Origin of the sequence: Pseudomonas sp. RW3S2 (genome assembly GCF_014268955.1) — a bacterium.
Classification (GTDB): Bacteria; Pseudomonadota; Gammaproteobacteria; order Pseudomonadales; family Pseudomonadaceae; genus Aquipseudomonas; species Aquipseudomonas wayambapalatensis.
This window is the reverse complement of the sequence record NZ_JABWRM010000010.1, coordinates 75,497-98,020: the sequence shown is the minus strand read 5'-3', so window position 1 is coordinate 98,020 and position 22,524 is coordinate 75,497. Positions and strand designations below refer to the sequence as shown.

Genomic DNA, 22,524 nt, shown 5'->3' with positions numbered 1-22,524 from the left:
GACGCCTCACACCGGCAGTGCCATGTAGAACTGCGTCCCCTGCCCCGGCCGCGAGAACACGCCCATGCGCCCGCCATGCAGTTGCACGATTTCCTTGCACAAGGCCAGGCCCAGCCCTGCGCCACCTTTCTTGCGCCCGACCTGCACGAACGGCTCGAAGATCCGCCCCTGCTGGCCATAGGCGATGCCTTCGCCGTCGTCCTCGACGCTGATAATCACCCGCTCGGCATGCCGCCGTGCGTGCAGGCGAATGTGCCCGCCGCTGGCGGTGTGGCGGATGGCGTTGTGCAGCAGGTTGTCCAGCACCCGGTCGATCTGCGCAAGGTCGACCTGAATGTGCGGCAGCGGACGCTCCAGCTCGCTGACCAGTTCGATCTGCTTGTGCGCCGCTGATTCGGCGAAGCGTGCCTGGGCCCGCTCCAGCAAGTCATCGAGTGTGCAGGGCGCCAGTTCCAGTTTCTGCAGCCCGCTCTGGTAGCGAGAGAAATTGAGCAGGTCGTTGATCAGTTGGGTCAGACGCTGCATTTCTTCGCCGATGGTGTCGAGCAGATCGTTTTCCCGCGCTTCGGGCGGGAAGGTGATCCGTTCGCGTAGCAGGCCGAAGGCCATGTGCATGCCGGTGACCGGCGTGCGCAGTTCATGGGAGGCACGCAGGACGAACTCGCTGCGTACGCGCTCGAAGGCACGCTGTTCGGTCACGTCATGCAACACCATCACCGCGCCGAGAATCGGCCCCTGCGGATGGCTGACGGGCGTCAGGCTGAAGGTCAGCAGGCGGGTCTCTTCGTCCACCTCGATGCTCAGGTCATCCGGTGGCCGGTCCAGGCTGCCGCCGCGCAGCACCTGGCGCATCTGTTGCTCCAGCTCCGGACGGCTCAAGGCTTCGGCCAGGCTACTGCCGAGCCGGGAGGCATCCCAGCCCAACTGCCGTTGAGCCACGGGGTTGAGGTGCTCCAGGCGGCCTTGGCGATCGATGATCAGCAGGCCGTCGTCGATGCTGTCGAGCACGGCCTGCAGGCGCTGCTGGCCGGCCAGCAGTTCGTCGATATTGGTGGCCTGGTGCTTGCGCAGGGCGTCGGCCATCAGGCCGAAACGGCGGGTCAATTGGTTGAGTTCGGTGGCTTGGGTCACAGGCAGGGTAACGTCGAAGTTGCCCTGGCCAACCTGATCGGCTGCCTTGGCCAGGGCCTCGATCGGCTGGCCGAAGCGACGGGCGATGTTATGCGCGGTGATGAAGCCCAGCACCACCACCGCAAGGCCCATCAGGCCCAATGCACCACTGACCAGCAAGGCATGGTCGCGGGCATGCTCCTCGCTGCGGGAAATGTGCTCCAACGCCTGCTTGTGCGAGTCGATCAGGTCGGTACGAACCTGGTTGAACGCAGCGCCCAAGGGGTCGTCGACGCCCATGCTGCGCGACGGTGAGGGGCTGTCGCGATAGGCCTGGAGGAAGGCCTGGTAGTTGCTGCTGGCCTTGCTGAACCCGGTACGTTCACCGCCCTGCTCTAGGCCCGATACCAGTAGCGCCTGGAAGTTTTCCTGCAGGTTCACCAGGCTTTTCGGATCGGTATCTGCATCGAGTATCAGGTTCAACTGCTCACCCAGGTTCTGCCGCAGCTTGAGCCCGACTTCCAGGGTATGGGTGGTGTCGCGCACCAGCCTCTGCTGCACCGCAGCCATCTGCAGCACGCTGACCAGCCCCAGCAGCAAGCCCAGCAGTGCGACCGTCACCAGTGCCGAGATGCTGAGAAACAGCCGCGTGCGCAGCTTCATGGGCCACTTCACAGTTTGTACTGCTTGCGCTTGCGGTACAGGGTGGAGGCATCGATACCGAGGGTCTTGGCGGCCTGGTCGAGGGTATCGCTGGCCGCCAGGACGGCACCGATGTGGGCGCGCTCCAGCTCATCGAGGCTCAACGCTGCGCCAACCTTCGGGGCGTTGCCGGTGGGCTGCTCGCCCATCCCCAGATGGCCGATTTCCACGCGTTCCTGCGGGCAGATGATGCTGGCGCGCTCCACCACGTTGCGCAGTTCGCGGATGTTGCCCGGCCAGCGGTAGTTGAGCAGGGCCGCCCGGGCCTCCTCGCTGAACCCGCGCGCCGGGCGCGAATACTCCTTCACGAAGCGGGCGAGGAAGCGATCGGCGAGCGTGAGGATGTCCTCGCTACGCTCGCGCAGTGGCGGCAGGTGCAGGGTGATGACGTTGAGGCGGTACAGCAAGTCTTCACGGAAGCGGCTTTCGCGCACCATCTCCTCAAGGTTGAGGTTGGTCGCGGCAAGGATGCGAACGTCGGCCCGACGGGTGACCGGATCGCCGACCCTTTCGTATTCCTTGTCCTGGATGAAGCGCAGCAGTTTGGGCTGCAAGGTCAGTGGGAAATCACCGATTTCGTCGAGGAACAGCGTGCCGCCGTCTGCCTGGCTGACCCGCCCGAGCGTGCTCTCGCTGGCGCCGGTGAAGGCCCCGCGGGTATGACCAAACAGCTCGCTTTCCATCAGCTCGGCGTTCAGCGAGGGGCAGTTGATGGTCACGCAGGCCTTGCGCGCGCGCTTGCTCCAGCCGTGAATGGCGCGGGCCAGCTCGCCCTTGCCGGTGCCGGACTCCCCCAGGATGAGGATATTGGCATCGGTGGTCGCCACCTGCCGCGCGGTTTCCAGCACCGCCATCATTTGCGGGCTGTGCGAGTCGAGGCCGTCCTTGGGCTTGCGCACTTCACCTTCCAGCGCTTCCAGGCGCGCCGACAGCTGGCGCACCTCCAGTTGCTTGGCGGTGGCCAGGCGCAACTGGTCGGGGCTGCAGGGTTTGACCAGATAGTCGGCGGCGCCGGCCTGGATGGCATCCACCGCGGTGTCGATCGCCGAGTGCGCGGTGACGATCACCACGCGCATCCAGGGCGCCTGGATGCGCATCTGTGCCAGCACATCGAGGCCGTTGTCTTCTCCCAGGCGCAGGTCGAGGAAGCACAGATCGAACACCTGGCGTTGCAACAGGGTCTCTGCCTGAGCGGCGCTGTTGGCGGTGGCGACGCTGTAGCCCTCGTCTTCGAGGCAGTAACGGAAGGTGCGCAGGATCGCGGACTCGTCGTCCACCAGCAGAATGCGGCCTTGGTTGTCCTGGGCTGACTCCATTTTTCCTGCGCTCCTTTGGGATTGATCTCAGTTAGTGTCGGAAAAATCGGGCAAGTTGCATGGTCGATTCTGAAGGATTCCGCCCTATGCATGCTAGCTGTTGCCCTGTTTGTTGGCTAACAGATTGAAATAAATAGAGTTTCAGGTACTCGAGAACGCTGGCACGCAGGTTGCGAAAGTGCCTGGATTTGTTACGAAAAGGAGAAGTGCCATGCCTTTGTTCATGCGTCATTGCGCCCTGGCTGCCGGCCTGCTGCTGGTAATCGGCCCTGCTGTCGCCGACCCGTTGCAGGATGCGCGACTGGAGGGGGCCGTGCAGACTGCGGTTTCCCTCAACAAGGTGCTCAATCCGTTCCGCATCGAGGTGCAGGTGGAGGGCCAGCAGGCGCGTCTCAGCGGCGAGGTGGAAAACCCCGTCGAGCGCGACCTGGCCGAGCGTGTCGCCTTGGCCACTCGCGGCATCGAGCGGGTGGACAACCGTTTGCAGGTCAATGCCGAGCTGGCGGAGCAGCCGCTTGAGCGACGTGCCTACGCCCAGCGCCTGGAGGACGCCACCCTGACCGCGATCATCCGCGCGCGCCTGCTCTGGAGCCGGATAACGCAAAAGGCGCCGATCGAGGTCGAGAGCCGCGACGGCGTGGTGACCATGCGCGGTCGCGTCGACAACGTCGAGGCCAAGGAGCTGGCCGGCGTCATCGCCCGTACCAGCGAGGGTGTGTACTTGGTCAACAACCTGATCAGCCTGGATTCCGCAGCCATGGCCCAGGCCCGTGAAAACCCGCCGACTGTGCCGACAGGGCCGCAGCCCAGCGATGCCTGGATCATCGACAAGGTGCAAAGCAGCTTGCGCTATAGCCGCAATCTCGACGGGCCGAACATCAAGGTGGCGAGCCAGGAAGGCCTGGTGCGGCTGTCTGGCGAAGTGGTCAGCCAGGAGCAGAAGACCATTGCCGTGCAGATTGCCGGGCAGATCCTCGGGGTACGCGGCGTGGATGCCGATCTGTTGAAAGTGGCGAGCAAGGTGGAAGGGTGAATCGTGCAAAACGCACGGGTCGACGAGAGGCATCGTGCAGGATACGTCCTCACCTTCTCCGTTGAATTTGGATAACTTGTTGATTAATAAGGATTTTTATCCATCTTAAAAGCTGGCATGCAGGCTGCAATAACCTCCTCAAGGTTTGGATAACAATGACAGCAGGAGGAGCCGGCATGAATCGCCAATCCGTCAACCGCTCGCAGGATGCAGTACTGCCCTTGCATCAGTTTCTGTACCTCGCGATGGCGTTGGTCGTGACCCTTGCCGCCGGGCTGTTCTACCACAGCTGGCAGACCGCCCGCCTGGCCGATCAGGTGGCGGCGCAGACCGCGCTGTTGACGCAATTGAAGACGGCTCATGCCACCACGCTGGTCAAGTCCGCCCAGCCGCTGCCTTCGGCCAAGGCTTCGCCAGCCACCCTGGAAAGCATCGTTCCTCAGGAACGCTGGGTGTTCTAGGTGCCACGCCGACCCTATCCCGAAAAGAAAGGAGAGTCATCATGCTGAGTTGGGCCATCACATTCCTGATCATCGCCATTGTCGCCGCGGTACTGGGCTTCGGTGGTATCGCCGGCGCCGCAACCGGTATCGCGAAGATTCTGTTCATCGTCTTCCTGGTCCTGTTCGTCGCTTCCTTCTTCTTCGGACGCGGTAGAGGTTGACGCCCATGAGCAGGATGCTCTGCAAGGCCCTGGTCACCGCCCTGCTTCTGGGCGGTGGCTCTGCGGCGATGGCAGCCAATGACGGCCAGGTGCGGGCCAACCAGTTGCTGGGTTCGGATCCGGAATACCGAGAGACTTGGCAGAAGACCATAAAGAATGAAGAACGCCTGCCCGAGTGGGTGATCAACCTCAGCGGCAGCTCGGCGCAGCAGATGTCGGCTGTGACCGAGGACGGCGACAAGTATCTGGTCGGACCTCTCTGCGAGTCGGACGACAACTGCACCTACAAGCGCCTGATCGTGGCGTTCAGCTGGGACAAGGATGAAGCCTACGGGATGCTCGTGGAGGTTCCCGAAGGCTTGCCCTCGGACAAGTCGCCGACCCGCCATGCGGATTACCGCTGGCTGGGCAAGCCGGACGACGGCATGAAGGCGCTGCTGAAGGAGCAGCTCAAGCGCGACCCGAACTGGTACTGACCAACGGTCGCGCATTGTAATCATATGGTCGCTGAACGTACTTACCGTTGCGGCGTCCATGATGCGCCGCCTCGAGGAGAGGCAGCACATGACCAGGGGGCCGGGCTGTTCTGATCGCTTCAGGATCGGAGTGGCCTAGGGGTACAGGGAGTACCTCCGACGAGGGCCGGGTCAGGAGAGACAGCGTCGGAAGATCCAGATCAGCGGTGTCGGAAAAGACATGACGGCCTGATCTGGCTTCCGAAGCGTCCACACGCAGATTTGCCTTTTCGGGCGCACTTGTACGATTTCCCCTTCAAGACACATTTTGTCGTAACCGTATATCGAATTTTTTTCCCCTCGATTGTGCGGTGCGCACAGTGCTTTTTGTTCCATTCGGATTGTCGAACAACCCTCCTCTACCCTCGAACTGATCCTGTCGTTTCTGCCTAAAAATGGCGGTTTGGCCTTGTTCGGAAAACCGAACGGCTAGATTTTATGGCCGCTGAATTGGCCGATTTGCGGTCTTTTCTTATGCCGATTCGGCATGGGGTAGTCGTTTCCGGCATTAGACTGGCCCTGTCCACGTCGCAATAGTTGCCGCCTTTTTCGCTGGCCCGAGCGCTCGTTCGCTCGCTGGCGGTGACCTGAGAACAGGGTCGCCGGACGGAAGCCAATCGCTGCCCGTGACGTTGCCAACGGCTCTGGGATGCGCTTTTCCGACCTGTCGGCCATGACCACTACAACAAAGGTAACGACATGAAGAAGGCAAAACTGAGCCTCGCCTGGCAGATTGTGATCGGTCTTGTCCTGGGCGTTGCAGTCGGCGCGCTACTGAATCATTTCAGTGCAGAAAAGGCATGGTGGATCAGCAACGTCCTCCAGCCAGCCGGCGACATCTTCATTCGCCTGATCAAGATGATCGTCGTCCCGATCGTGATTTCGTCGCTGATCGTGGGCATCGCCGGGGTTGGCGACGCGAAGAAACTGGGCAGCATCGGCCTGAAGACCATCATCTACTTCGAAGTGGTGACCACCATCGCCATCGTCGTCGGTCTGGTACTGGCCAATGTGTTCCACCCAGGTGCCGGCATCGACATGAGCACCCTGGGCACCGTCGACATCTCCAAGTACCAGGCCACGGCTGCCGAGGTACAGCATGAGCATGCGTTCATCGAGACCCTGCTCAACCTGATCCCGTCGAACATCTTCGCAGCGCTGATGCGTGGCGAGATGCTGCCGATCATCTTCTTCTCGGTCATGTTCGGCATGGGCCTCTCCAGCCTCAACGCCGACCTGCGCGAGCCGCTGGTGCGTACCTTCCAGGGCGTGTCGGAGACCATGTTCAAGGTCACCCACATGATCATGAACTATGCCCCGATCGGCGTATTCGCCCTGATCGCCGCGACCGTCGCCAACTTCGGTTTCGCCTCCCTGCTGCCGCTGGCCAAGCTGGTGCTGCTGGTGTACTTCGCCATCGCCTTCTTCGCCTTCATGGTGCTGGGCCTGGTGGCGCGCGTGTTCGGCTTCTCGATCATCAAGATCATGCGCATCATGAAGGACGAGCTGATCCTCGCCTACTCGACCTCCAGCTCCGAAACCGTGCTGCCACGCGTCATCGAGAAGATGGAGAAGTACGGTGCGCCGAAGTCGATCTGCTCCTTCGTGGTGCCGACCGGTTACTCGTTCAACCTCGACGGTTCGACCCTGTACCAGAGCATCGCTGCGATCTTCATCGCCCAGCTGTACGGCATCGACCTGTCGATCAGCCAGCAACTGCTGCTGGTGCTGACCCTGATGGTCACCTCCAAGGGTATCGCCGGCGTGCCGGGCGTTTCCTTCGTGGTGCTGCTGGCGACCCTGGGCAGCGTGGGCATTCCACTGGAAGGCCTGGCCTTCATCGCCGGTGTCGACCGCATCATGGACATGGCCCGTACCGCGCTGAACGTAGTGGGTAACGCCCTGGCCGCGGTGGTGATCGCCAAGTGGCAAGGCATGTACGACAGCGCCAAGGGCGAGGCGTACTACAACTCGCTGCTCCAGGCCAACGGCAAGAAGAAAGAAGCCGTGGTGGCGGGCAAGACCGTCAACCAGTAAGCCTCGAGCTGCATGCAAGAGCCCCGACCCGTCGGGGCTTTTTGCATTCTGGAGTCCTACACGATCCCCTGTAGGAGCGGCCTTGTGCCGCGATCGGGCGCGAAGCGGCCGTAAACCAGGCACCGAGATGCTCCAGGAAGATCACGGCCGCCTGACTTGCGGCCGCTTCGCGCCCGATCGCGGCACAAGGCCGCTCCCACAGGGAGATTGGGCTGGCCTTTAGATTTTGAACAAGACAGTTGCTCCCACAGGGAGCGGGTCGGATTCAGAGCGCCTTATGCGCTATCATTCGAGCATTTTTCAGGGGGACTTCAGATGCTCAACGGCCTCTGGCTCGGCTTTTTCGTGGTGGCGGCCATCTCCGCCCTGGCCCAGTGGCTGGTCGGCGGCAATGCTGGCATTTTCGCTGCGATGGTCGAAAGCATCTTTGCCATGGCCAAGCTGTCGGTCGAGGTCATGGTCCTGCTGTTCGGCACCCTCACCCTGTGGCTGGGCTTTCTCAAGATTGCCGAAAAGGCCGGCATCGTCGAATGGCTGGCCAAGGTCCTCGGCCCGCTGTTCGCACGCCTGATGCCGGAAGTGCCGCCCGGCCACCCTGCCCTGGGGCTGATCACCATGAACTTCGCCGCCAACGGCCTGGGCCTGGACAACGCCGCCACGCCCATCGGCCTGAAGGCCATGCGCGCGCTGCAGGAGCTCAACCCCAGCAGCACCACGGCGAGTAACGCGCAGATCCTGTTCCTGGTGCTCAACGCCTCGTCGCTGACCCTGCTGCCAGTCACCATCTTCATGTACCGCGCCCAGCAAGGTGCCCCCGACCCGACGCTGGTGTTCCTGCCCATCCTGCTGGCGACCAGCGTCTCGACCCTGGTCGGCCTGCTGTCGGTCGCCGTGATGCAGCGCCTGCGCCTGTGGGATCCGGTGGTGCTGGCGTATTTCATCCCCGGCGCCCTGCTGCTGGGCGGCTTCATGGCGTTTCTGGGCACGCTGTCGGCGGCTGCGCTGGCGAGCCTGTCGTCGATCCTCGGCAACCTGACGCTGTTCGGCGTGATCATGCTGTTCCTGGTCATCGGTGCGTTGCGCAAGGTGAAGGTCTACGAGGCCTTCGTCGAAGGCGCCAAAGAGGGCTTCGACGTCGCCAAGAGCCTGTTGCCCTATCTGGTCGCGATGCTGGTCGCGGTGGGTGTGCTGCGCGCCTCCGGGGCGCTGGAGCTGGCGCTGGGGGGCATCCGCCATGCGGTCGAGTGGATGGGCGTGGACAGCCGCTTCGTCGAAGGCCTGCCCACGGCGCTGGTCAAGCCGTTCTCCGGCAGTGCGGCGCGGGCGATGCTGATCGAGACCATGCAGACCCACGGTGTTGACAGCTTCCCTGCGCTAGTGGCCGCCACCATTCAGGGCAGTACCGAAACCACCTTCTACGTGCTGGCGGTGTACTTCGGCGCCGTGGGCATCCAGCGCGTGCGCCACGCGGTGGGCTGCGCGCTGCTGGCCGAGCTTTCCGGGGTGATCGCGGCGATCTTCGTCTGCTACTGGTTCTTCGCCTGAGCCTGCATCCGTGAGGCCTGGGCGACCGTCCAGTCCACCACCTGGCGCGCGAGCTGGTCACTGGCCGCGCCGAAGCCACTGACCACTGCCGGCACCTGCTTGTCGGCCAGTGGCTGGTGCACCTCGAAGCGTTGACTGGCGAGGATGCGCTGGCTGCGCCCTTGCACCAGCCGTGCGTCGTAGCGGATCAGTACCTGCACCCCGTCTTCGCGGTATTCGCTCTGGAACGCTTGCAGCTCGCCCACCAGCTCGTAGTCAGCCTGCAGGTTGCTGTCATCGGCGCTCAGGCGCTGGACCCGGCCGTCACGCTGGAAGGCATCGAGCAGGCGATTGCGCACCAGCAGTGGCACCGGATCGCTCCAGCGCGCGCCCTTGTAGCTGCTGATCACGTCGCCTTGCGCAATCACGGCAATGCGCGGCCCGGCCAGGACCTCGCCGGCCAGCGGCTTGTTCAGGCGCAGCGACCAGTCCACCGGTGTCGCCGGGCGGCTCTGCTGGTTAACCGGCAGGCGATAGGTATCGATGGGCTCCGCCTGGGGCAGGATCGAGCAGGCGCTGGCCAGGCTCAGCAGGCTGCCTGCGACGAGCAGGCGAAGGGACGGCCTCATGGCTGGAACTCCTTGTTTGGGTCGCGGCCCAGCAGGTAGCCGCTGGGGTCGGCCTCCAGGCGCCGAGAGATGCCCTTGAGGGCATTGAGGGTTTCGCGCAGCTCGCGGATCGCCGGGGCCAGTTGGTTCAGGCCCTGGGCGCCGTCGTCGAGCGCTTCGCGGTTGTTCTTGAGCAAGTCGTTGATGGTCGCGGTGCTCTGTGCCAGCGACTGCATGGCCTGCTCCGCGCTGCCGAAGGCTTGCTTGCCTTCGCTGCCGAGCAGGCCATTGGCGTTGCGCATCAGGGCCTGGGTTTCGGCCAGGGTGGCGCTGGCCTGCTTGCCGACCTGGCCGAGTTGCTCGATGGCCTGGGCGATGCCGCCCTTCTGGCTGGCGAAGGCACCGGTGGTCTGTTCGAGGTTGGCCAGGGTGTTGCTCAGGCGCTCGATGTTGTTCTCCGAGAACATCTGGTTGGCGTTGTGCAGTAGCAGGTTGATGTTGGTCACCAGGTCGCTGCTGTCGTTGAGCAGGCGTGAGATGGGCGACGGCGAGGCGACGATCACCGGCAACTGCCCGTTCTTGCCCTTGAGCGACGGGCTCTGCGGCGTGCCACCGCTGAGCTGGATGAACGAGTTGCCGGTAACCCCGGCGAGCGTGAGCTTGGCCTGGGTGTCTTCCTTGACCGGTGTGTCGGCGCTCAGGCGGATGCGCGCCAGCACCCGGCGCGGGTCCTGCGGGTCGAGGCGCAAGGTGCTGACATCGCCGACCTTGATGCCGTTGTACTGCACCGCGCTGCCCCGGGACAGGCCCGAAACGGCCTCGTTGAACACCACTTCATAATCTTTGAAGGCGTCGTCGACGCTGGACTTGGTCAGCCACAGGCCGAACAGCATGGCGCCAGCCACCACCAGCACTGTGACCAGGCCGATGAGGACATGATGAGCTCGGGTTTCCATCGTTCAGTGCTCCTGTCCCGCGCTTGCGGCGGCCTGTTCGGCTGCACGTCCGCGCGGGCCGTGAAAGTATTCGTGAATCCAGGGATCGTCGGTGCGTTCGACCTCGGCCAGCGGGCCTGCGACCAGCACTTTCTTTTGCGACAGCACCGCCACCCGGTCGGTGATGGTGTAGAGGGTGTCCAGGTCGTGGGTGATGAGGAACACCGAGAGGCCGAGGGCATCGCGCAGGGTCAGGATCAGTTGGTCGAAGGCTGCGGCGCCGATCGGGTCCAGCCCTGCCGTGGGTTCGTCGAGGAACAGGATATCCGGGTCCAGTGCCAAGGCGCGGGCCAGGGCCGCGCGCTTGATCATGCCGCCGGACAGCGAGGCCGGGTACTTGTCGGCGGCGCTGATCGGCAGCCCAGCCAGTGCCAGCTTGACCCCGGCCAGGTGCTCGGCGTCGGCGCGTGACAGCCCGGCATGTTCGATCAACGGCAGCGCGACGTTCTCGGTGACGGTCAGCGACGAGAACAACGCGCCTTTCTGGAACAGCACGCCGAAGCGCCGTTCCACCTGCGAGCGTTGGTCGTCGTTCAGCGTGGCCAGGTCCTGGCCGAACACCTTCACCCTGCCCTCGTTAGGCCGCCGCAGGCCGACGATGCTGCGCAGCAGCACCGACTTGCCGCTGCCCGAACCGCCGACCACGGCGAGGATTTCGCCGCGGTACAGGTCCAGGTCGAGCTGCTCGTGCACGCTCTGGCTGCCGAAACGGTTGCACAGGCCACGGGCTTCGATCACTGCTTCACGTGCACCACTCACCAGCCCATCTCCATGAAGAACAGCGCGGCCACCGCATCCAGCACGATGACCACGAAGATCGACTGCACCACCGCCGAGGTGGTGTGTGCCCCGACCGACTCGGCGCTACCGCTGACCTTGAAGCCCTCCAGGCAGCCGATGGCGGCGATCAGGAAGGCGAAGAACGGCGCCTTGAGCAGGCCGACCAGGAAGTGCTGCACGCCGATGTCGCTCTGCAGCAGCGAGAGGAACATGGCCGGCGGAATGTCCAGCGACAGCGCACAGACCACCGCGCCACCGACGATGCCGCAGACCATGGCGACGAAGGTCAGCAGCGGCAAGGCGATCAGCAGCGCCAGGACCCGCGGCACCACCAGCAGCTCGATGGGGTTAAGGCCCAGGGTGCGGATGGCGTCGATCTCCTCGTTGGCCTTCATCGAGCCGAGCTGCGCGGTGAAGGCACTGGCCGTGCGCCCGGCCATCAGGATCGCGGTGAGCAGCACGGCGAATTCGCGCAGGAAAGAGAAAGCCACTAGGTCGACGGTAAAGACCGTCGCACCGAAATCGGCCAGCACCGTGGCCCCTAGAAAGGCCACTACGGCGCCGACCAGGAAGGTCAGCAAGGCGACGATGGGCGCGGCGTCCAGGCCTGTCTGCTCGATGTGTGCGACCACTGGGGTGACCCGCCACTTGTGCGGTTGCAGGAGTCGGGTGGCGAGCGTGGCGAGGATCAGGCCGACGAAACCGAGCAGTTGCCGGGTGTCCTGCCAGAGTGTGTCGACGGCGCAGCCGATGCGTGCGAGCAATTGCAGCAGGACCGGTTGTTCGGCTTCCTTGATCGGGATGCAGTAGTCCTGCACCGAGCAATACACCGTCTTGAGCAAGGCCCGGCTGGCCTCGGGGAGCTCGTCGGTGCAGCGCGACAGACGCTCGGCGCCCAGCAACTCGGCCAGCAGCGAGGCGCCGGCGGTGTCCAGGCGCCCAAGCTGGCTGAGGTCGGCGATCGTGTCGGCATCGTACTGGTCGCGCAGGCGCTCGCTGTCGCGCTTGAGGCTGGTGTAGTGGGCCAGGGTCCAGTCGCCGGCGATCAGTAGGCGCGCGGGGTGCTGGCGGGTGTCGAGGGTGGCGCTGGGCTCCATGCTTTTGACTCTGCACGACGGCGGTGGGTCAGATCATAGCCTGTTGCAGTGGCAGTGGCTTCAATCGCGGGGCAAGTCGCAACGGCGAACCCTCACCCCGCCGGTACATCCTCGACCACCTTGAAGCGCAGCACGCCGATCACCTGGCCATCCTCGGTCAGCACGCGCACCTGCCACTTGCCCACTGGGTTGGGCGGGAAGTTCTGCTTGTGGGTCCAGGCCCGATAGCCTTCCTTGCGCCCACCGTGGATGTCCAGGGCGATGCGGTCGACTTCTTTGCCGTCCTGCTGCCACACGTGATAGATCCGCTCGTTCAGCCCGCGTGGGGCGTTGATTGCGGTATAGGCGTACAGCCCCGCGCTGCGAATGCGGCTGGCGGCGATCTCGTCCAGCGATTCGCCGGGCTGGCGGTCCTGCAGCTCGGTGGTCACCGCCACTTCGGTCATCCACAGGGTGGCCGGTGGCACCCATGAACGCAGCAGCCAGCCGCCGCCACCCACGGTCAGGGTCACCAGCACCAGCGCCACGGCGCGGCGCCAGGTGTTGATCGGGAAACTGCTGGCCAGGCTCGGGAACGACAGCACCATGGCCGCGATCAGCGCCAGCTTGAAGCTCTGTGCGGTGGTCAGGTGCAGGATGATCGGCAGCGCCGTGAGCAGCGCGGCGAACAGGGTCAGGGTGTGCAGCGCGAGGAACAGCCAGCGCCGCGGTGCGAGCCATTTGTAGTACAGCGGATCGACGATGGAGATCAGCCCGGCTGCGCCGAGCAAGCCGGTGAACACCAGCTGGCCGCTGTTCCAGGTGGTGGTGATGAAGAAGAACGGCAGGACGAAGAACAGGCTTTCCTGGTGGATCATCTGGGTGGCGTAACGCAGCAGCGGCTGCGGGATTTCGCGCTTGAACGTGCGCGCGAACAGGCCGGTCAGGGTGTTCTCGAGCATCAGCCAGACCCAGCTGACCAGCATCAGCACGGCGATCCAGCTGGCGAGGCCGGCCTGGCGGTCGACCAGGATGAAACTGCCGATTCCGGACAGGAAGCCGCCAAGGGCGATGACCCCTGGGTAGCGTTTGAGCAGTTCGATGATGCGTTGGACGATGTGGGGTATGGGGGGCATGGGTTGGGCAGCGATAGGGGTGACTGTTCTGGCCTCTTCGCGGGCAAGTCGCAACGGCGAAGAGGCCGATACAGGATACCGCCGAATCAGCTGTCCCGTGTAGCGCCGCTGGGGCGATCCGCCGGCTGGCGCCTTTTGCGGATCAGGCCGATGGCGAGTATCAGTCCCAACCCCAGCGCCACCAACCCGTACAGCTCGTCATACCCCAGCAGCGGTTTCTCGATACGCCGGTAGCCCGGTTCCTTGAGCAACAGCCGTAACGCCTCGTTGGCCTGCTTGAGGCTGACCTTGCGCAGTTTGCCGACCGGGTCGCTGAAGTGGCCGTTGTCGTAGTCGTTCAGCGCGCCCCAGTAATAGTCGGCCAGTGCACTGTTGCCCTGGGTGGTCCAGCTTTCGCGGGCAATCGCGGCCTCCTTGAGGCGGGCGAAGGTGTCCGGGTCCAGGCCATGCTTGCGCAGGTGCTCGAACAGCTCCTGCAACACCTTCACCGCCTCGTCGATGTCCTGGCGCTCAAGGTCGGCGTTGAGGCTGAGCATGCCGCTGTCGCCGAAGCTTTCGCGCCGCACCGAAGGTCCGTACGACAAGCCGTGACGCAGGCGCAACTGGTCGTACAGCGCCCAGTCGAGGTAACGCGAGAGCAGCTCGAGTGTCTGGTCGTGGTCGCTGTCGAGCACCGGTTCGATGAACAGCCAATGCAGCCTGGCGGTATCGCCCAGCCAGCCGCGGGTCAGGTCGCGGCGTTGTTCGGCCTGCTGGCTGATGCTGTCGAGGTTGCGTCGCTCGCCCGGCTCGGTGGCTGGCAGCTCGCCGTAGGTGCGCTCCAGATAGGCCGGCAGCAGGCGGTCGAGGCCGCCGACGACGATCAGGCTCATGTTGTTGGCGGCGTACCAATGCTCGCGCATGGCCTGCACCTGTTTCAGGGTCATGCCGTCGATATCCGAGCGCTCCGGGCATTTGAGCCCCAATTCCACCGCCAGCTGGTCGCTGGCCGGATGACCGATGTCCTGGCGGTCCAGCCAGCGTTGCAGGTGGCCGTAATGGCCGCCATCCTCGCGCTCGATGATTTTCTTGGCGGTGGCCAGGGCCTTGGCATCGATCTTCGTGTCCCGCACCGCCGCCAGCAACAGGTCGAGCACCTTGCGCTGGTTGCGTGCCGGCGCCTCGATGACGAAGGTGGTATCGACAGCGCTGGTGAAGGCGTTCCACTCCCCGCCCAGCGCCTGCAGGCGCTCTTCCAGGCCACCTTCGCCGGTTTCGTCGATGCCGCTGAACAGCAGGTGTTCGAGCAGGTGCGGCAACTCGCGCTGCTTGCACTCGAAATCGTCGAGGCCCACGCCGACCACCAGGCGGATCGACACATGATCGCGTTCGTACCCGGACTTGAGGATCACCTGCAGGCCGTTGGGCAACAGATAGCCTTCGACCCGTGAGCGGTCGAGGGCGAACGAGGGCAGGCTGCAGAGAATCAGGCAAACGAAGGTCAGGCAACGCATGGGCGGGCTTCCGGGCCGGTCTCCAGGTGTGCGGGGGTCAGGACAGGCGGGCGTCGTCCGGCACGCTGTCGAGCAGAAGCCCGCCGGTGTCCGCGCCGCCCAGTACCACATAGGCACTGCTGCAGAACAAAGAGTTCAACCGCTTCATGTCGGCGATCAGCTCCAAGTGTAGCGAACTGGTCTCGATACTCTGCACCACTTTGCGTTGCAGGCGGCTGACATGAGCATGTGCCAGGCGCCGTTCCTGGGCGCGAAAGCGACGCTTCTCGCGCAGCAGCAGGCGTGCGCTCTCAGGGTCGGCGCTGAGGAACACCGACAGGCCCAGGCGCAGGTTGGCCAGCAGTTGCTCCTGAAGGCCCGTCAGTTCTTCCAGGCCGACCTGGGAGAACTCCCGGCGTTGTGAGGTCTTCTGCTGCTGCACCTTGCGCAGCATGCGCTCGATCAGGTCGCTGGCCAGCTTGAGGTTGATCGACAGTTCGATGATCTCGGCCCAGCGCCGGTTGTCCTGTTCGCTCAGGTCCTCGCGTGACATCTGCGCCAGGTACAGCTTGATGGCGCTGTACAGGGCCTCGGCGTCCTCGCCCAGGGCGCGGGTCTGTTGTGGTAGTGCGGTCTGGCTGCCGCGCAGGGCGCCGAGCATGGCCTCGAGCAGGCTGTCGACGATGTCGCCCAGGCGCAGGGTCTCGCGGGCTGCGTTGGCCAACGCCAGGCTGGGGGTTTCCAGCGCCGAGGCGTCGAGGTGCCGGGGCTTGGCCTGACCATTGGCGACTTCGCGTTCGGGTAGCAGGGTGGTGCACAGGCGTCCCATAGGTTTGACCGTGGGCAGCATGATCAGGCAACGCAGGGTGTTGTAGAGCAAATGGAAGCCGATCACCAGCTCTTGCGGGCTGAAACTCAGCGAGTCCATCCAGTCCACCAGCGGGTGCAGCACCGGAATGATCAGCAGCAGGCCGATCAACTTGTACAGCAGGCTGCCCAGGGCCACGCGACGCCCGGCTGCGTTCTGCATGCGGGCGCTGATGAAGGCCAGCATGCCACTGCCGATGTTGGCGCCAACCACCAGGCCGATGGCCACCGGCAGGCTGATCACTTCTGCACCGGCCAGGGTCGCGGTAAGCAGCACGGCCGCGAGGCTGGAGTAGGTGATCATGGCGAACAGGGCGCCGACCAGGGCGTCCAGCAGGATATCGCCGGTCAGAGAGGCGAACAGCACTTTCACCCCTTGTGCATGGGTGATCGGCGCAGCAGCCTGCACGATCAGCTCAAGTGCCAGGATGATCAGGCCCAGGCCGATGGCCACTCGGCCCATCTGGCCCAGGCGTGTCTGCTTGCGCGACAGGAAGAAGATCACCCCGACGAACACCAGCAGGGGCGACAGCCACGACAGGTCGAAGGTCAGCACCCGCGCCATCAGCGCGGTACCGACGTCGGCACCGAGCATGATCGCCAGGGCTGGGGTCATGGCCATCAGGCCCTGGCCGACGAAGGAGGTGACCAGCATGGCGGTGGCGTTGCTGCTCTGCACCACGGCGGTGACGACGATGCCGGCAATGAAGGCCAGCGCGCGACGGTCCATGTTCTGGCTGAGCACGCGGCGCAGGTTCGAGCCGTAAACCCGAAGAATGCCGGTGCGCACGATATGTGTGCCCCAGACGAGCAGCGCCACGGCGGAAAGCAGGTTGAGCAGGGTCAGCATGTTTCGAGGCCCCCTTTTTACCGATGCCCCAATGCGGGGCCAATGGGTGAAGCCGTGAGCCTGGCCCGGGGGTGGGCTTTGTATTCAGTGCTCACTGAAGCTTTAGTTGTTTTGCGCGGTTGTCGCCAGCTTGGCATGGCGGGCATTTATTTGAAACATTTCTGTCACAAGTATGTTGGGTGTTTCAGAGCCAGTGCAGACAAACGAAAAAGGCCCCGAAGGGCCTTTTCAGTGACGTCCAGTACTTACTGACCCGGAATGTCCTTGCGCAGTTTCACCGGATCATGCTCCTTGCCTTCCTTGCGCGCCATTGCAGTACGCATGCGGATGTTGATCGCTTCCACTGCCAGCGAGAACGCCATGGCGAAGTACACATAGCCCTTCGGTACGTGCACGTCGAAGGACTCGGCGATCAGCACGGTGCCGACCACGATCAGGAAAGACAGCGCGAGCATCTTCAGCGACGGGTGCTTGTCGATGAAGTCGCTGATGGTGCCGGCGCACAGCATCATCACCAGCACGGCGACGATGATCGCGGCGATCATCACCGGCACGTGCGAGACCATGCCGACTGCGGTGATCACCGAGTCCAGCGAGAACACGATGTCGATGATGGCGATCTGGATGATGGTGTAGAAGAACTTGCCGCCGGCGCCTTTGGGTTCGTCGCTGCCTTCGTCCTCACCCTCGAGGCCGTGGTAGATCTCCTGAGAGCTTTTCCACAGCAGGAACAGGCCGCCGAAGAACAGGATCAGGTCGCGCCCCGAAATGCCCTCGCCAAAGATTACGAACAGGTCGTCGGTCAGGCGCATTACCCAAGTGATCGAGAGCAGCAGCATTATCCGGGTGACCATCGCCAGCGCCAGGCCGAAGATCCGCGTGCGCGGCTGCATGTGCTTGGGCATGCGGCTGACCAGGATCGAGATCATGATGATGTTGTCGATCCCGAGCACGATCTCGAGTGCAGTCAGGGTGAAAAAGGCAACCCAGATTTCCGGGCTGGTCAGCCATTCCATGTGTATTCCTTCGAAGGATGAAGGCGACGCGCCCGGGAGAGCGGGCGTGTCGCGGTGGGGTGGTGCTCTTGTCTTACAGACTACTGATCAGTGGGAAAACTCCCATGAGCAAGGCGGCGAGCATTATGCACAGGCACACCAGAACTGCCCACTTGAGGGTGAAGCGCTGGTGATCGCCGAATTCGATCCCCGCCAGGGCTACCAGCAGGTAGGTGGAGGGTACCAGTGGGCTGAGCAGGTGTACCGGTTGTCCGACGATCGACGCACGGGCCATTTCCACCGGGGTGATGCCGTAGTGGCTGGCGGCTTCGGCCAGTACCGGCAGCACGCCGTAGTAGAAGGCGTCATTGGACATGAAGAAGGTGAACGGCATGCTGACGATCGCGGTGATGGCCGCCAGGTACGGGCCGAGCGCATCCGGGATCACCGCCAGCAGGCTCTTGGACATGGCCTCGACCATGCCGGTGCCGGACAGGATGCCGGTGAAGATACCGGCGGCGAAGATCAGCCCGGTCACGGCCAGCACGCTACCGGCGTGGGCGGCGATGCGGTCTTTCTGCTGCTGCAGGCAGGGGTAGTTGACGATCATGGCGATACTGAAGGCGATCATGAACAGCACCGGCAGCGGCAACACGCCGCAGATCAGCGCGACCATCAGGGCAGCGGTCAGGGCACCGTTGAACCAGATCAGCTTGGGGCGGCGCGCTTCGGGGAACTGCGACACGCTGATTTCGCTGTGATCGATGTCGTCGGTCGGCAGGTGCAGCTCACCCAGGCGGGCACGCTCGCGCTTGCCGTACATGTAGGCGATGGCGAGGATCGCCAGCACACCGAAGGCCATGGCCGGGATCATCGGCACGAAGATGTCCGAAGGGTCGACGTGCAGCGCGCTTGCAGCGCGGGCGGTCGGGCCGCCCCAGGGGGTCATGTTCATCACGCCACCGGCGAGGATGATCAGGCCGGCCATGATTCGCGGGCTCATGCCCAGGCGGCTGTACAGCGGCAGCATGGCGGCGCAGCAGATCATGTAGGTGGTGGCGCCGTCACCGTCGAGCGAGACCACCAAAGCCAGCACGGCGGTGCCGACCGAGACTTTCAGCGGGTCGCCCTTGACCAGCTTGAGGATCTTGCGCACGGCCGGGTCGAACAGGCCGGAGTCGATCATCAGGGCGAAGTAGAGGATGGCGAACATCAGCATCACGCCGGTAGGCGCGAGCTTGCTGATGCCTTCGAGCATCATCGGGCCGATCTTGGCGGAGAAACCGCCGAACAGCGCGAACAGGATCGGAACCAGGATCAGGGCGATCAAGGCCGACAGGCGCTTGGTCATGATCAGGTACATGAAGGTGATGACCATGGCAAAGCCAAGGAAGGTCAGCATGGCGGTACTCCAGGCAGGGCGCGGCGAAAGGACGGACGATTCGGGCGGATCAGCGCGTCAGGCGCTGTGCATGGAATAGCGTGAGGGGTACTGCGGGGAGGCGGGCACAGGAAAGCATCGGTATCACCATTGTTGTTGTTGATTGGGCCGGGTGCGCACGTTGGCGGACACCCTGGCTGGCCGGTCTGTCGCCGGAGGTGGGGCTATCCTAGGGGCGCAAGCTTTCAGCCAGCTTTCGCCTCGATGAAGGCGACGGGAGGTCGTTTCATGAATGACGTACTGGAAGGCGGGTGCCATTGCGGTGCCCTGCGCTATCGACTGGAGGGTGACCTGACGGATATCGCCCATTGCCACTGCTCGATCTGTCGACGGGTCAGCGGCGGGCTGGTGGTGACCTGGCTCACCCTGCCGCGCAAGGGCTTCCAGTGGATGGCGGGTGAGCCGAAGCGTTATATGGCCCCGGCCAGTTGCACGCGCTACTTCTGCGGCGACTGTGGCGCGCATGTGGCGCTGGAGACGACGCACAGTCCGCTGAGCATCGATGTGACGGTGGCGACGCTGGACCGGCCAGAGCAGGTGCGGGCCAATCGGCACATCTGGACCGGCAGCCGACTGCCGTGGCTGCACCTGGATGAGGAGCTGCCTGGCGAGGTCGAGGAGAGTCTGTAACGAAATGCGGGGCCTGGTTACAGGCCCCGCAGGTCTTCAGATGGTCAGCGTCCAGTCGTAGTCGACGATCAGTGGCGCGTGCTGCGAGAAGCGCGGCTGGCGCGGCAGACGCGCACTGCGCACGAAGCGGCGCAGACCCTGGGTGAGGATCTGGTAGTCGAAGCGATAGCCCAGGTTGAGCATCTCGGCCTGTTCGTTGTCCGGCCACCAGCTGTACTGGTCGCCTTCGCGGCTGACTTCGCGCAGGGCGTCGACATAGCCCATTTCGCCGATGATCGCGTCCATCCAGGCCCGCTCTGGCGGCAGGAAGCCCGGCGACTGCTGGCTGTCGCGCCAGTTCTTGATGTCGAGCTTCTGCTGCGCCACGTAGAACGAGCCGCAATAGATGTATTCGCGACGCTTGCGACGCTGCTTGTCCAGGTACTTGGCGAAGTCATCCATCAACTTGAACTTCTGGTTCAAGTCTTCGTCGCCGTTCATTCCCGAAGGCAGCAGCAGGCTGGCGATGCTTACCTTGTCGAAATCTGCTTGCAGGTAGCGCCCGTAACGGTCGGCCGTCTCGAAGCCCAGGCCGGTGATGACTGCCTTGGGCTGCATGCGCGAGTAGAGCGCCACGCCACCTTGGGCAGGCACTTCCGCTTCGCAGGCATAAAGGAAATAGCCATCGAGCTGGAAAGCTGGGTCATCGAGTTCAAAGGCCGAGGCGCGGGTATCCTGAAGGCAGATGACGTCGGCATTCTGGGCTTGCAGCCAGCTGAGCAGTCCACGCTCGGCCGCAGCCTGAATGCCATTCACGTTCACACTGATGATCCGCATAAATGGCCCCAAAAATCTCGTGCGTGTATGATACCCGAGCTCAACTCATTTAGCTAAATCCGTGGTGTCCGGGACTTTTCATGCAGCCGTATCAGCGCGACTTCATTCGTTTTGCCATCGATCGCGGCGTTCTGCGCTTCGGTGAATTCACCCTGAAATCGGGGCGTACCAGCCCGTACTTCTTCAACGCCGGCCTGTTCAACAGCGGATCGGCCCTGGCCCAGCTGGGGCGCTGCTATGCGGCCGCCATCGTCGACAGCAAGATCCCCTTCGACGTGCTGTTCGGCCCGGCGTACAAGGGCATTCCGCTGGCAGCGGCCACGGCGGTGTCCCTGGCCGAGCAGCATCAGCTCGATGTGCCATGGTGCTTCAACCGCAAGGAAGCCAAGGATCACGGCGAGGGTGGTAGCCTGGTTGGCGCCCCGCTGGCCGGTGACGTGCTGATCATCGACGACGTGATCACTGCCGGTACCGCCATCCGCGAAGTGATGCAGATCATCAAGGGCCAGCAGGCCAACGCCGCAGGCGTGCTGATCGCACTGAACCGCGAAGAGCGTGGCAATGGCGAGCTTTCGGCGATCCAGGAAGTGGAGCGTGATTTCGGCATTCCGGTGGTCAGCATCGTTTCGCTGACGCAGGTACTGGAGTTCCTGGCCGACGATCCCCAGCTCAAGCAACACCTGCCGGCGGTCGAGGCGTATCGCGCGCAGTACGGGATCTGATCTCGGATCGGTAATGAAAAAGGCGACCCATGTGGGTCGCCTTTTTCATTGGATCGGCGGCGGGTTTTTCGCGGGCAAGCCCGCTCCCACAGGGATTGGGCTGGCTTCTAGCTTTTGAGCAAGACAGTTGCTCCAACAGAGGTCTACCGCCGCTGTGGGAGCGGGCTTGCCCGCGAAGCAGTCGCCGCTTAGTCCGTGCCGTACTTCGGCGAACGCGGCCCGTACAGGATCCCGCCGTTCGGGTTCGGCGACAGCAGGCGCGCGCTGGTGATACCGGCGATCGGATAACCGGCGTCTTCCTGCACGCTGCTGATGACCTGGTTCACTGCTGCTGTGATCAGCATGCCGATCAGGCCGCCCTGGTTCTGCCGGCCCTCCTCGCTGGATGCAGTGGCGGTGCCAGTCCACAGGGTGGTGCCGGTCTTCAGGTCGACCAGCTTGGCGCTGGCGGTCACGATGGTCGCGCTGCTCAGCACCATGTAGCGGGTGCCGTAGTCGCTGACGGTCACGTACAGCGCCGCGTCGGCACCGAAGATCTCGTGCAGCTTGGCGGTCGGCAGCTCGTGGATGTCAGCCGGGGTGGTCATGCCGTTCTGGCGGAAGGTCTCGGCGACCAGCGCCACCGGCATCACGTAGTAGCCCGCTTCGGCCAGCGGGTAGGTGACCTGCGCGAGCATGCTGTAGCTGGCCTTGACGTCCGGCGAGTTGTTCAGCGGCGGCACGATCAGGATCGACTTCGGACGGCTCTGCTTGTAGGCCGCGTAGTCGGTGGTCTTGCGCTCGGCACAGCCGGCGAACAGGGCCAGCACGCAGGCGCCGACGATCAATTGGGTGAGGCGCTTGATCACTGCTTCGCTCCTTGCGTGGCGTTCTTCATCAGGAAGTCCATGTACGCCGCCGATTCAGGGAACAGCGCCTTCTCGGTGCGGAACTGCTGGATCATCTGGTCGTCCTTGCCCAGGCTCGAATAGAGCAGGCCCAGTTGCGCGTGATACCCAGGCGGGACGGCGCCATTCTTGGCCTTGATCTTCTCCAGGTCGCGCTCCAGGGCGATGACCTGTTCTTCCTTGGACTGGTCGTTGAAGTATTCGCGCACTTGCGGCTGGTAGCTTTCCCACTGGTACAGCGGCTTCTGCGAGTTGCAACCGACCAGCAGGGCGCTGGCCAGCAGGAGCCCGGCGCCAGTGCGCCAGGCCGAGCGGGTGATGCTCATCTACGTGCTTCCTTGTCGTTGT

22 protein-coding genes are annotated in these 22,524 nt (G+C 63.8%); 8 read left to right on the top strand and 14 right to left on the bottom strand.

What is annotated here, in order from left to right; translation table 11 throughout:
* Positions 1–6 precede the first annotated feature (6 nt).
* Positions 7–1,785 (bottom strand): KinB sensor domain-containing domain, encoded by a 1,779-nt coding sequence (locus HU748_RS15945; RefSeq protein WP_186709813.1) that lies wholly within the window; start codon positions 1,783–1,785, stop codon positions 7–9.
* Positions 1,782–3,128 (bottom strand): sigma-54-dependent response regulator transcription factor AlgB, encoded by a 1,347-nt coding sequence (gene algB, locus HU748_RS15940; RefSeq protein ID WP_186669937.1) that lies wholly within the window; start codon positions 3,126–3,128, stop codon positions 1,782–1,784. The genes HU748_RS15945 and algB overlap by 4 nt, the downstream gene beginning before the upstream one ends.
* 211 nt (positions 3,129–3,339) lie before the next feature.
* On the opposite strand from algB, the gene HU748_RS15935 reads away from it, so the two are divergent.
* From HU748_RS15935 to HU748_RS15910, 6 genes are all read left to right on the top strand, one after another.
* Positions 3,340–4,161 (top strand): BON domain-containing protein, encoded by an 822-nt coding sequence (locus HU748_RS15935; RefSeq protein ID WP_186721072.1) that lies wholly within the window; start codon positions 3,340–3,342, stop codon positions 4,159–4,161.
* A 176-nt stretch (positions 4,162–4,337) separates the two neighbouring features.
* Positions 4,338–4,622: a hypothetical protein gene (locus HU748_RS15930; protein WP_186721071.1), complete on the top strand. Its 285-nt coding sequence runs from the start codon at positions 4,338–4,340 to the stop codon at positions 4,620–4,622.
* Positions 4,623–4,663: 41 nt separating this feature from the next.
* On the top strand, positions 4,664–4,825 hold the full coding sequence (locus HU748_RS15925; RefSeq protein WP_003252966.1) for a DUF1328 domain-containing protein: 162 nt from the start codon (positions 4,664–4,666) through the stop codon (positions 4,823–4,825).
* 5 nt (positions 4,826–4,830) lie between these two features.
* Positions 4,831–5,301 carry an inhibitor of vertebrate lysozyme family protein gene (locus HU748_RS15920; RefSeq protein WP_186721069.1) on the top strand — a complete coding sequence of 157 codons (471 nt, stop codon included), beginning with the start codon at positions 4,831–4,833 and terminating at the stop codon, positions 5,299–5,301.
* 738 nt (positions 5,302–6,039) lie between these two features.
* A complete protein-coding gene (gene gltP / locus HU748_RS15915) occupies positions 6,040–7,377 on the top strand; it encodes a glutamate/aspartate:proton symporter GltP (protein ID WP_186669929.1) in 1,338 nt (445 codons plus the stop codon).
* A 315-nt stretch (positions 7,378–7,692) separates the two neighbouring features.
* Complete coding sequence (locus HU748_RS15910) at positions 7,693–8,922, top strand: spore maturation protein (protein WP_054893339.1); 1,230 nt, start codon at positions 7,693–7,695, stop codon at positions 8,920–8,922.
* On the opposite strand, the gene HU748_RS15905 is transcribed toward HU748_RS15910, so the two are convergent.
* The 9 genes from HU748_RS15905 to HU748_RS15865 form a co-directional block, all read right to left on the bottom strand.
* Positions 8,904–9,530 (bottom strand): ABC-type transport auxiliary lipoprotein family protein, encoded by a 627-nt coding sequence (locus HU748_RS15905; protein ID WP_186721067.1) that lies wholly within the window; start codon positions 9,528–9,530, stop codon positions 8,904–8,906. The genes HU748_RS15910 and HU748_RS15905 overlap by 19 nt on opposite strands.
* Positions 9,527–10,465: an MlaD family protein gene (locus HU748_RS15900; protein ID WP_186669926.1), complete on the bottom strand. Its 939-nt coding sequence runs from the start codon at positions 10,463–10,465 to the stop codon at positions 9,527–9,529. The genes HU748_RS15905 and HU748_RS15900 overlap by 4 nt, the downstream gene beginning before the upstream one ends.
* Positions 10,466–10,468: 3 nt before the next feature.
* Entirely contained in the window at positions 10,469–11,263 is a 795-nt protein-coding gene (locus HU748_RS15895) for an ATP-binding cassette domain-containing protein (protein ID WP_186669924.1), read from the bottom strand.
* Positions 11,260–12,381, bottom strand: a complete 1,122-nt coding sequence (locus HU748_RS15890; RefSeq protein WP_186721065.1) for an MlaE family lipid ABC transporter permease subunit — start codon at positions 12,379–12,381, stop codon at positions 11,260–11,262. Before HU748_RS15890 ends, HU748_RS15895 begins: the two co-directional genes overlap by 4 nt.
* A gap of 92 nt (positions 12,382–12,473) precedes the next feature.
* Positions 12,474–13,496, bottom strand: a complete 1,023-nt coding sequence (locus HU748_RS15885; protein ID WP_186669922.1) for a DUF5924 family protein — start codon at positions 13,494–13,496, stop codon at positions 12,474–12,476.
* Between the two features lie 86 nt (positions 13,497–13,582).
* Positions 13,583–14,989 (bottom strand): pitrilysin family protein, encoded by a 1,407-nt coding sequence (locus HU748_RS15880; protein WP_186721063.1) that lies wholly within the window; start codon positions 14,987–14,989, stop codon positions 13,583–13,585.
* 37 nt (positions 14,990–15,026) lie between these two features.
* Positions 15,027–16,685: a Na/Pi cotransporter family protein gene (locus HU748_RS15875; protein ID WP_186721061.1), complete on the bottom strand. Its 1,659-nt coding sequence runs from the start codon at positions 16,683–16,685 to the stop codon at positions 15,027–15,029.
* A gap of 245 nt (positions 16,686–16,930) precedes the next feature.
* Positions 16,931–17,701: a TerC family protein gene (locus HU748_RS15870; protein WP_186669919.1), complete on the bottom strand. Its 771-nt coding sequence runs from the start codon at positions 17,699–17,701 to the stop codon at positions 16,931–16,933.
* 73 nt (positions 17,702–17,774) lie between these two features.
* Positions 17,775–19,082: a CitMHS family transporter gene (locus HU748_RS15865; RefSeq protein ID WP_186721059.1), complete on the bottom strand. Its 1,308-nt coding sequence runs from the start codon at positions 19,080–19,082 to the stop codon at positions 17,775–17,777.
* Between the two features lie 267 nt (positions 19,083–19,349).
* Here HU748_RS15865 and HU748_RS15860 point away from each other — a divergent pair, with 267 nt between their 5' ends.
* Positions 19,350–19,751, top strand: a complete 402-nt coding sequence (locus HU748_RS15860) for a GFA family protein (RefSeq protein ID WP_186669918.1) — start codon at positions 19,350–19,352, stop codon at positions 19,749–19,751.
* Between the two features lie 36 nt (positions 19,752–19,787).
* Here the strand turns inward: HU748_RS15860 and HU748_RS15855 are convergent, their stop codons facing one another.
* Positions 19,788–20,567 (bottom strand): exodeoxyribonuclease III, encoded by a 780-nt coding sequence (locus tag HU748_RS15855; protein WP_054893329.1) that lies wholly within the window; start codon positions 20,565–20,567, stop codon positions 19,788–19,790.
* An 80-nt stretch (positions 20,568–20,647) separates the two neighbouring features.
* On the opposite strand from HU748_RS15855, the gene pyrE reads away from it, so the two are divergent.
* Positions 20,648–21,289: an orotate phosphoribosyltransferase gene (pyrE, locus tag HU748_RS15850; protein WP_125931046.1), complete on the top strand. Its 642-nt coding sequence runs from the start codon at positions 20,648–20,650 to the stop codon at positions 21,287–21,289.
* Between the two features lie 188 nt (positions 21,290–21,477).
* On the opposite strand, the gene HU748_RS15845 is transcribed toward pyrE, so the two are convergent.
* Together HU748_RS15845 and HU748_RS15840 are read right to left on the bottom strand one after the other, a co-directional pair.
* Entirely contained in the window at positions 21,478–22,137 is a 660-nt protein-coding gene (locus HU748_RS15845) for a DUF799 domain-containing protein (protein ID WP_346655321.1), read from the bottom strand.
* The gene (locus tag HU748_RS15840; RefSeq protein ID WP_054893326.1) at positions 22,134–22,502 is read right to left on the bottom strand and encodes a DUF4810 domain-containing protein; all 369 of its coding nucleotides are present in this window, start codon (positions 22,500–22,502) and stop codon (positions 22,134–22,136) included. Before HU748_RS15840 ends, HU748_RS15845 begins: the two co-directional genes overlap by 4 nt.
* Positions 22,503–22,524: the final 22 nt, after the last annotated feature.

Coding starts and splice junctions, on each gene's coding strand:
- algB (WP_186669937.1), bottom strand. CDS start 3,128: ATGGAGTCAGCCCAGGACAACCAAGGCCGCATTCTGCTGGTGGACGAC.
- HU748_RS15935 (WP_186721072.1), top strand. CDS start 3,340: ATGCCTTTGTTCATGCGTCATTGCGCCCTGGCTGCCGGCCTGCTGCTG.
- HU748_RS15930 (WP_186721071.1), top strand. CDS start 4,338: ATGAATCGCCAATCCGTCAACCGCTCGCAGGATGCAGTACTGCCCTTG.
- HU748_RS15925 (WP_003252966.1), top strand. CDS start 4,664: ATGCTGAGTTGGGCCATCACATTCCTGATCATCGCCATTGTCGCCGCG.
- HU748_RS15920 (WP_186721069.1), top strand. CDS start 4,831: ATGAGCAGGATGCTCTGCAAGGCCCTGGTCACCGCCCTGCTTCTGGGC.
- gltP (WP_186669929.1), top strand. CDS start 6,040: ATGAAGAAGGCAAAACTGAGCCTCGCCTGGCAGATTGTGATCGGTCTT.
- HU748_RS15910 (WP_054893339.1), top strand. CDS start 7,693: ATGCTCAACGGCCTCTGGCTCGGCTTTTTCGTGGTGGCGGCCATCTCC.
- HU748_RS15905 (WP_186721067.1), bottom strand. CDS start 9,530: ATGAGGCCGTCCCTTCGCCTGCTCGTCGCAGGCAGCCTGCTGAGCCTG.
- HU748_RS15900 (WP_186669926.1), bottom strand. CDS start 10,465: ATGGAAACCCGAGCTCATCATGTCCTCATCGGCCTGGTCACAGTGCTG.
- HU748_RS15890 (WP_186721065.1), bottom strand. CDS start 12,381: ATGGAGCCCAGCGCCACCCTCGACACCCGCCAGCACCCCGCGCGCCTA.
- HU748_RS15885 (WP_186669922.1), bottom strand. CDS start 13,496: ATGCCCCCCATACCCCACATCGTCCAACGCATCATCGAACTGCTCAAA.
- HU748_RS15880 (WP_186721063.1), bottom strand. CDS start 14,989: ATGCGTTGCCTGACCTTCGTTTGCCTGATTCTCTGCAGCCTGCCCTCG.
- HU748_RS15875 (WP_186721061.1), bottom strand. CDS start 16,685: ATGCTGACCCTGCTCAACCTGCTTTCCGCCGTGGCGCTGCTCGTCTGG.
- HU748_RS15870 (WP_186669919.1), bottom strand. CDS start 17,701: ATGGAATGGCTGACCAGCCCGGAAATCTGGGTTGCCTTTTTCACCCTG.
- HU748_RS15865 (WP_186721059.1), bottom strand. CDS start 19,082: ATGCTGACCTTCCTTGGCTTTGCCATGGTCATCACCTTCATGTACCTG.
- HU748_RS15860 (WP_186669918.1), top strand. CDS start 19,350: ATGAATGACGTACTGGAAGGCGGGTGCCATTGCGGTGCCCTGCGCTAT.
- HU748_RS15855 (WP_054893329.1), bottom strand. CDS start 20,567: ATGCGGATCATCAGTGTGAACGTGAATGGCATTCAGGCTGCGGCCGAG.
- pyrE (WP_125931046.1), top strand. CDS start 20,648: ATGCAGCCGTATCAGCGCGACTTCATTCGTTTTGCCATCGATCGCGGC.
- HU748_RS15840 (WP_054893326.1), bottom strand. CDS start 22,502: ATGAGCATCACCCGCTCGGCCTGGCGCACTGGCGCCGGGCTCCTGCTG.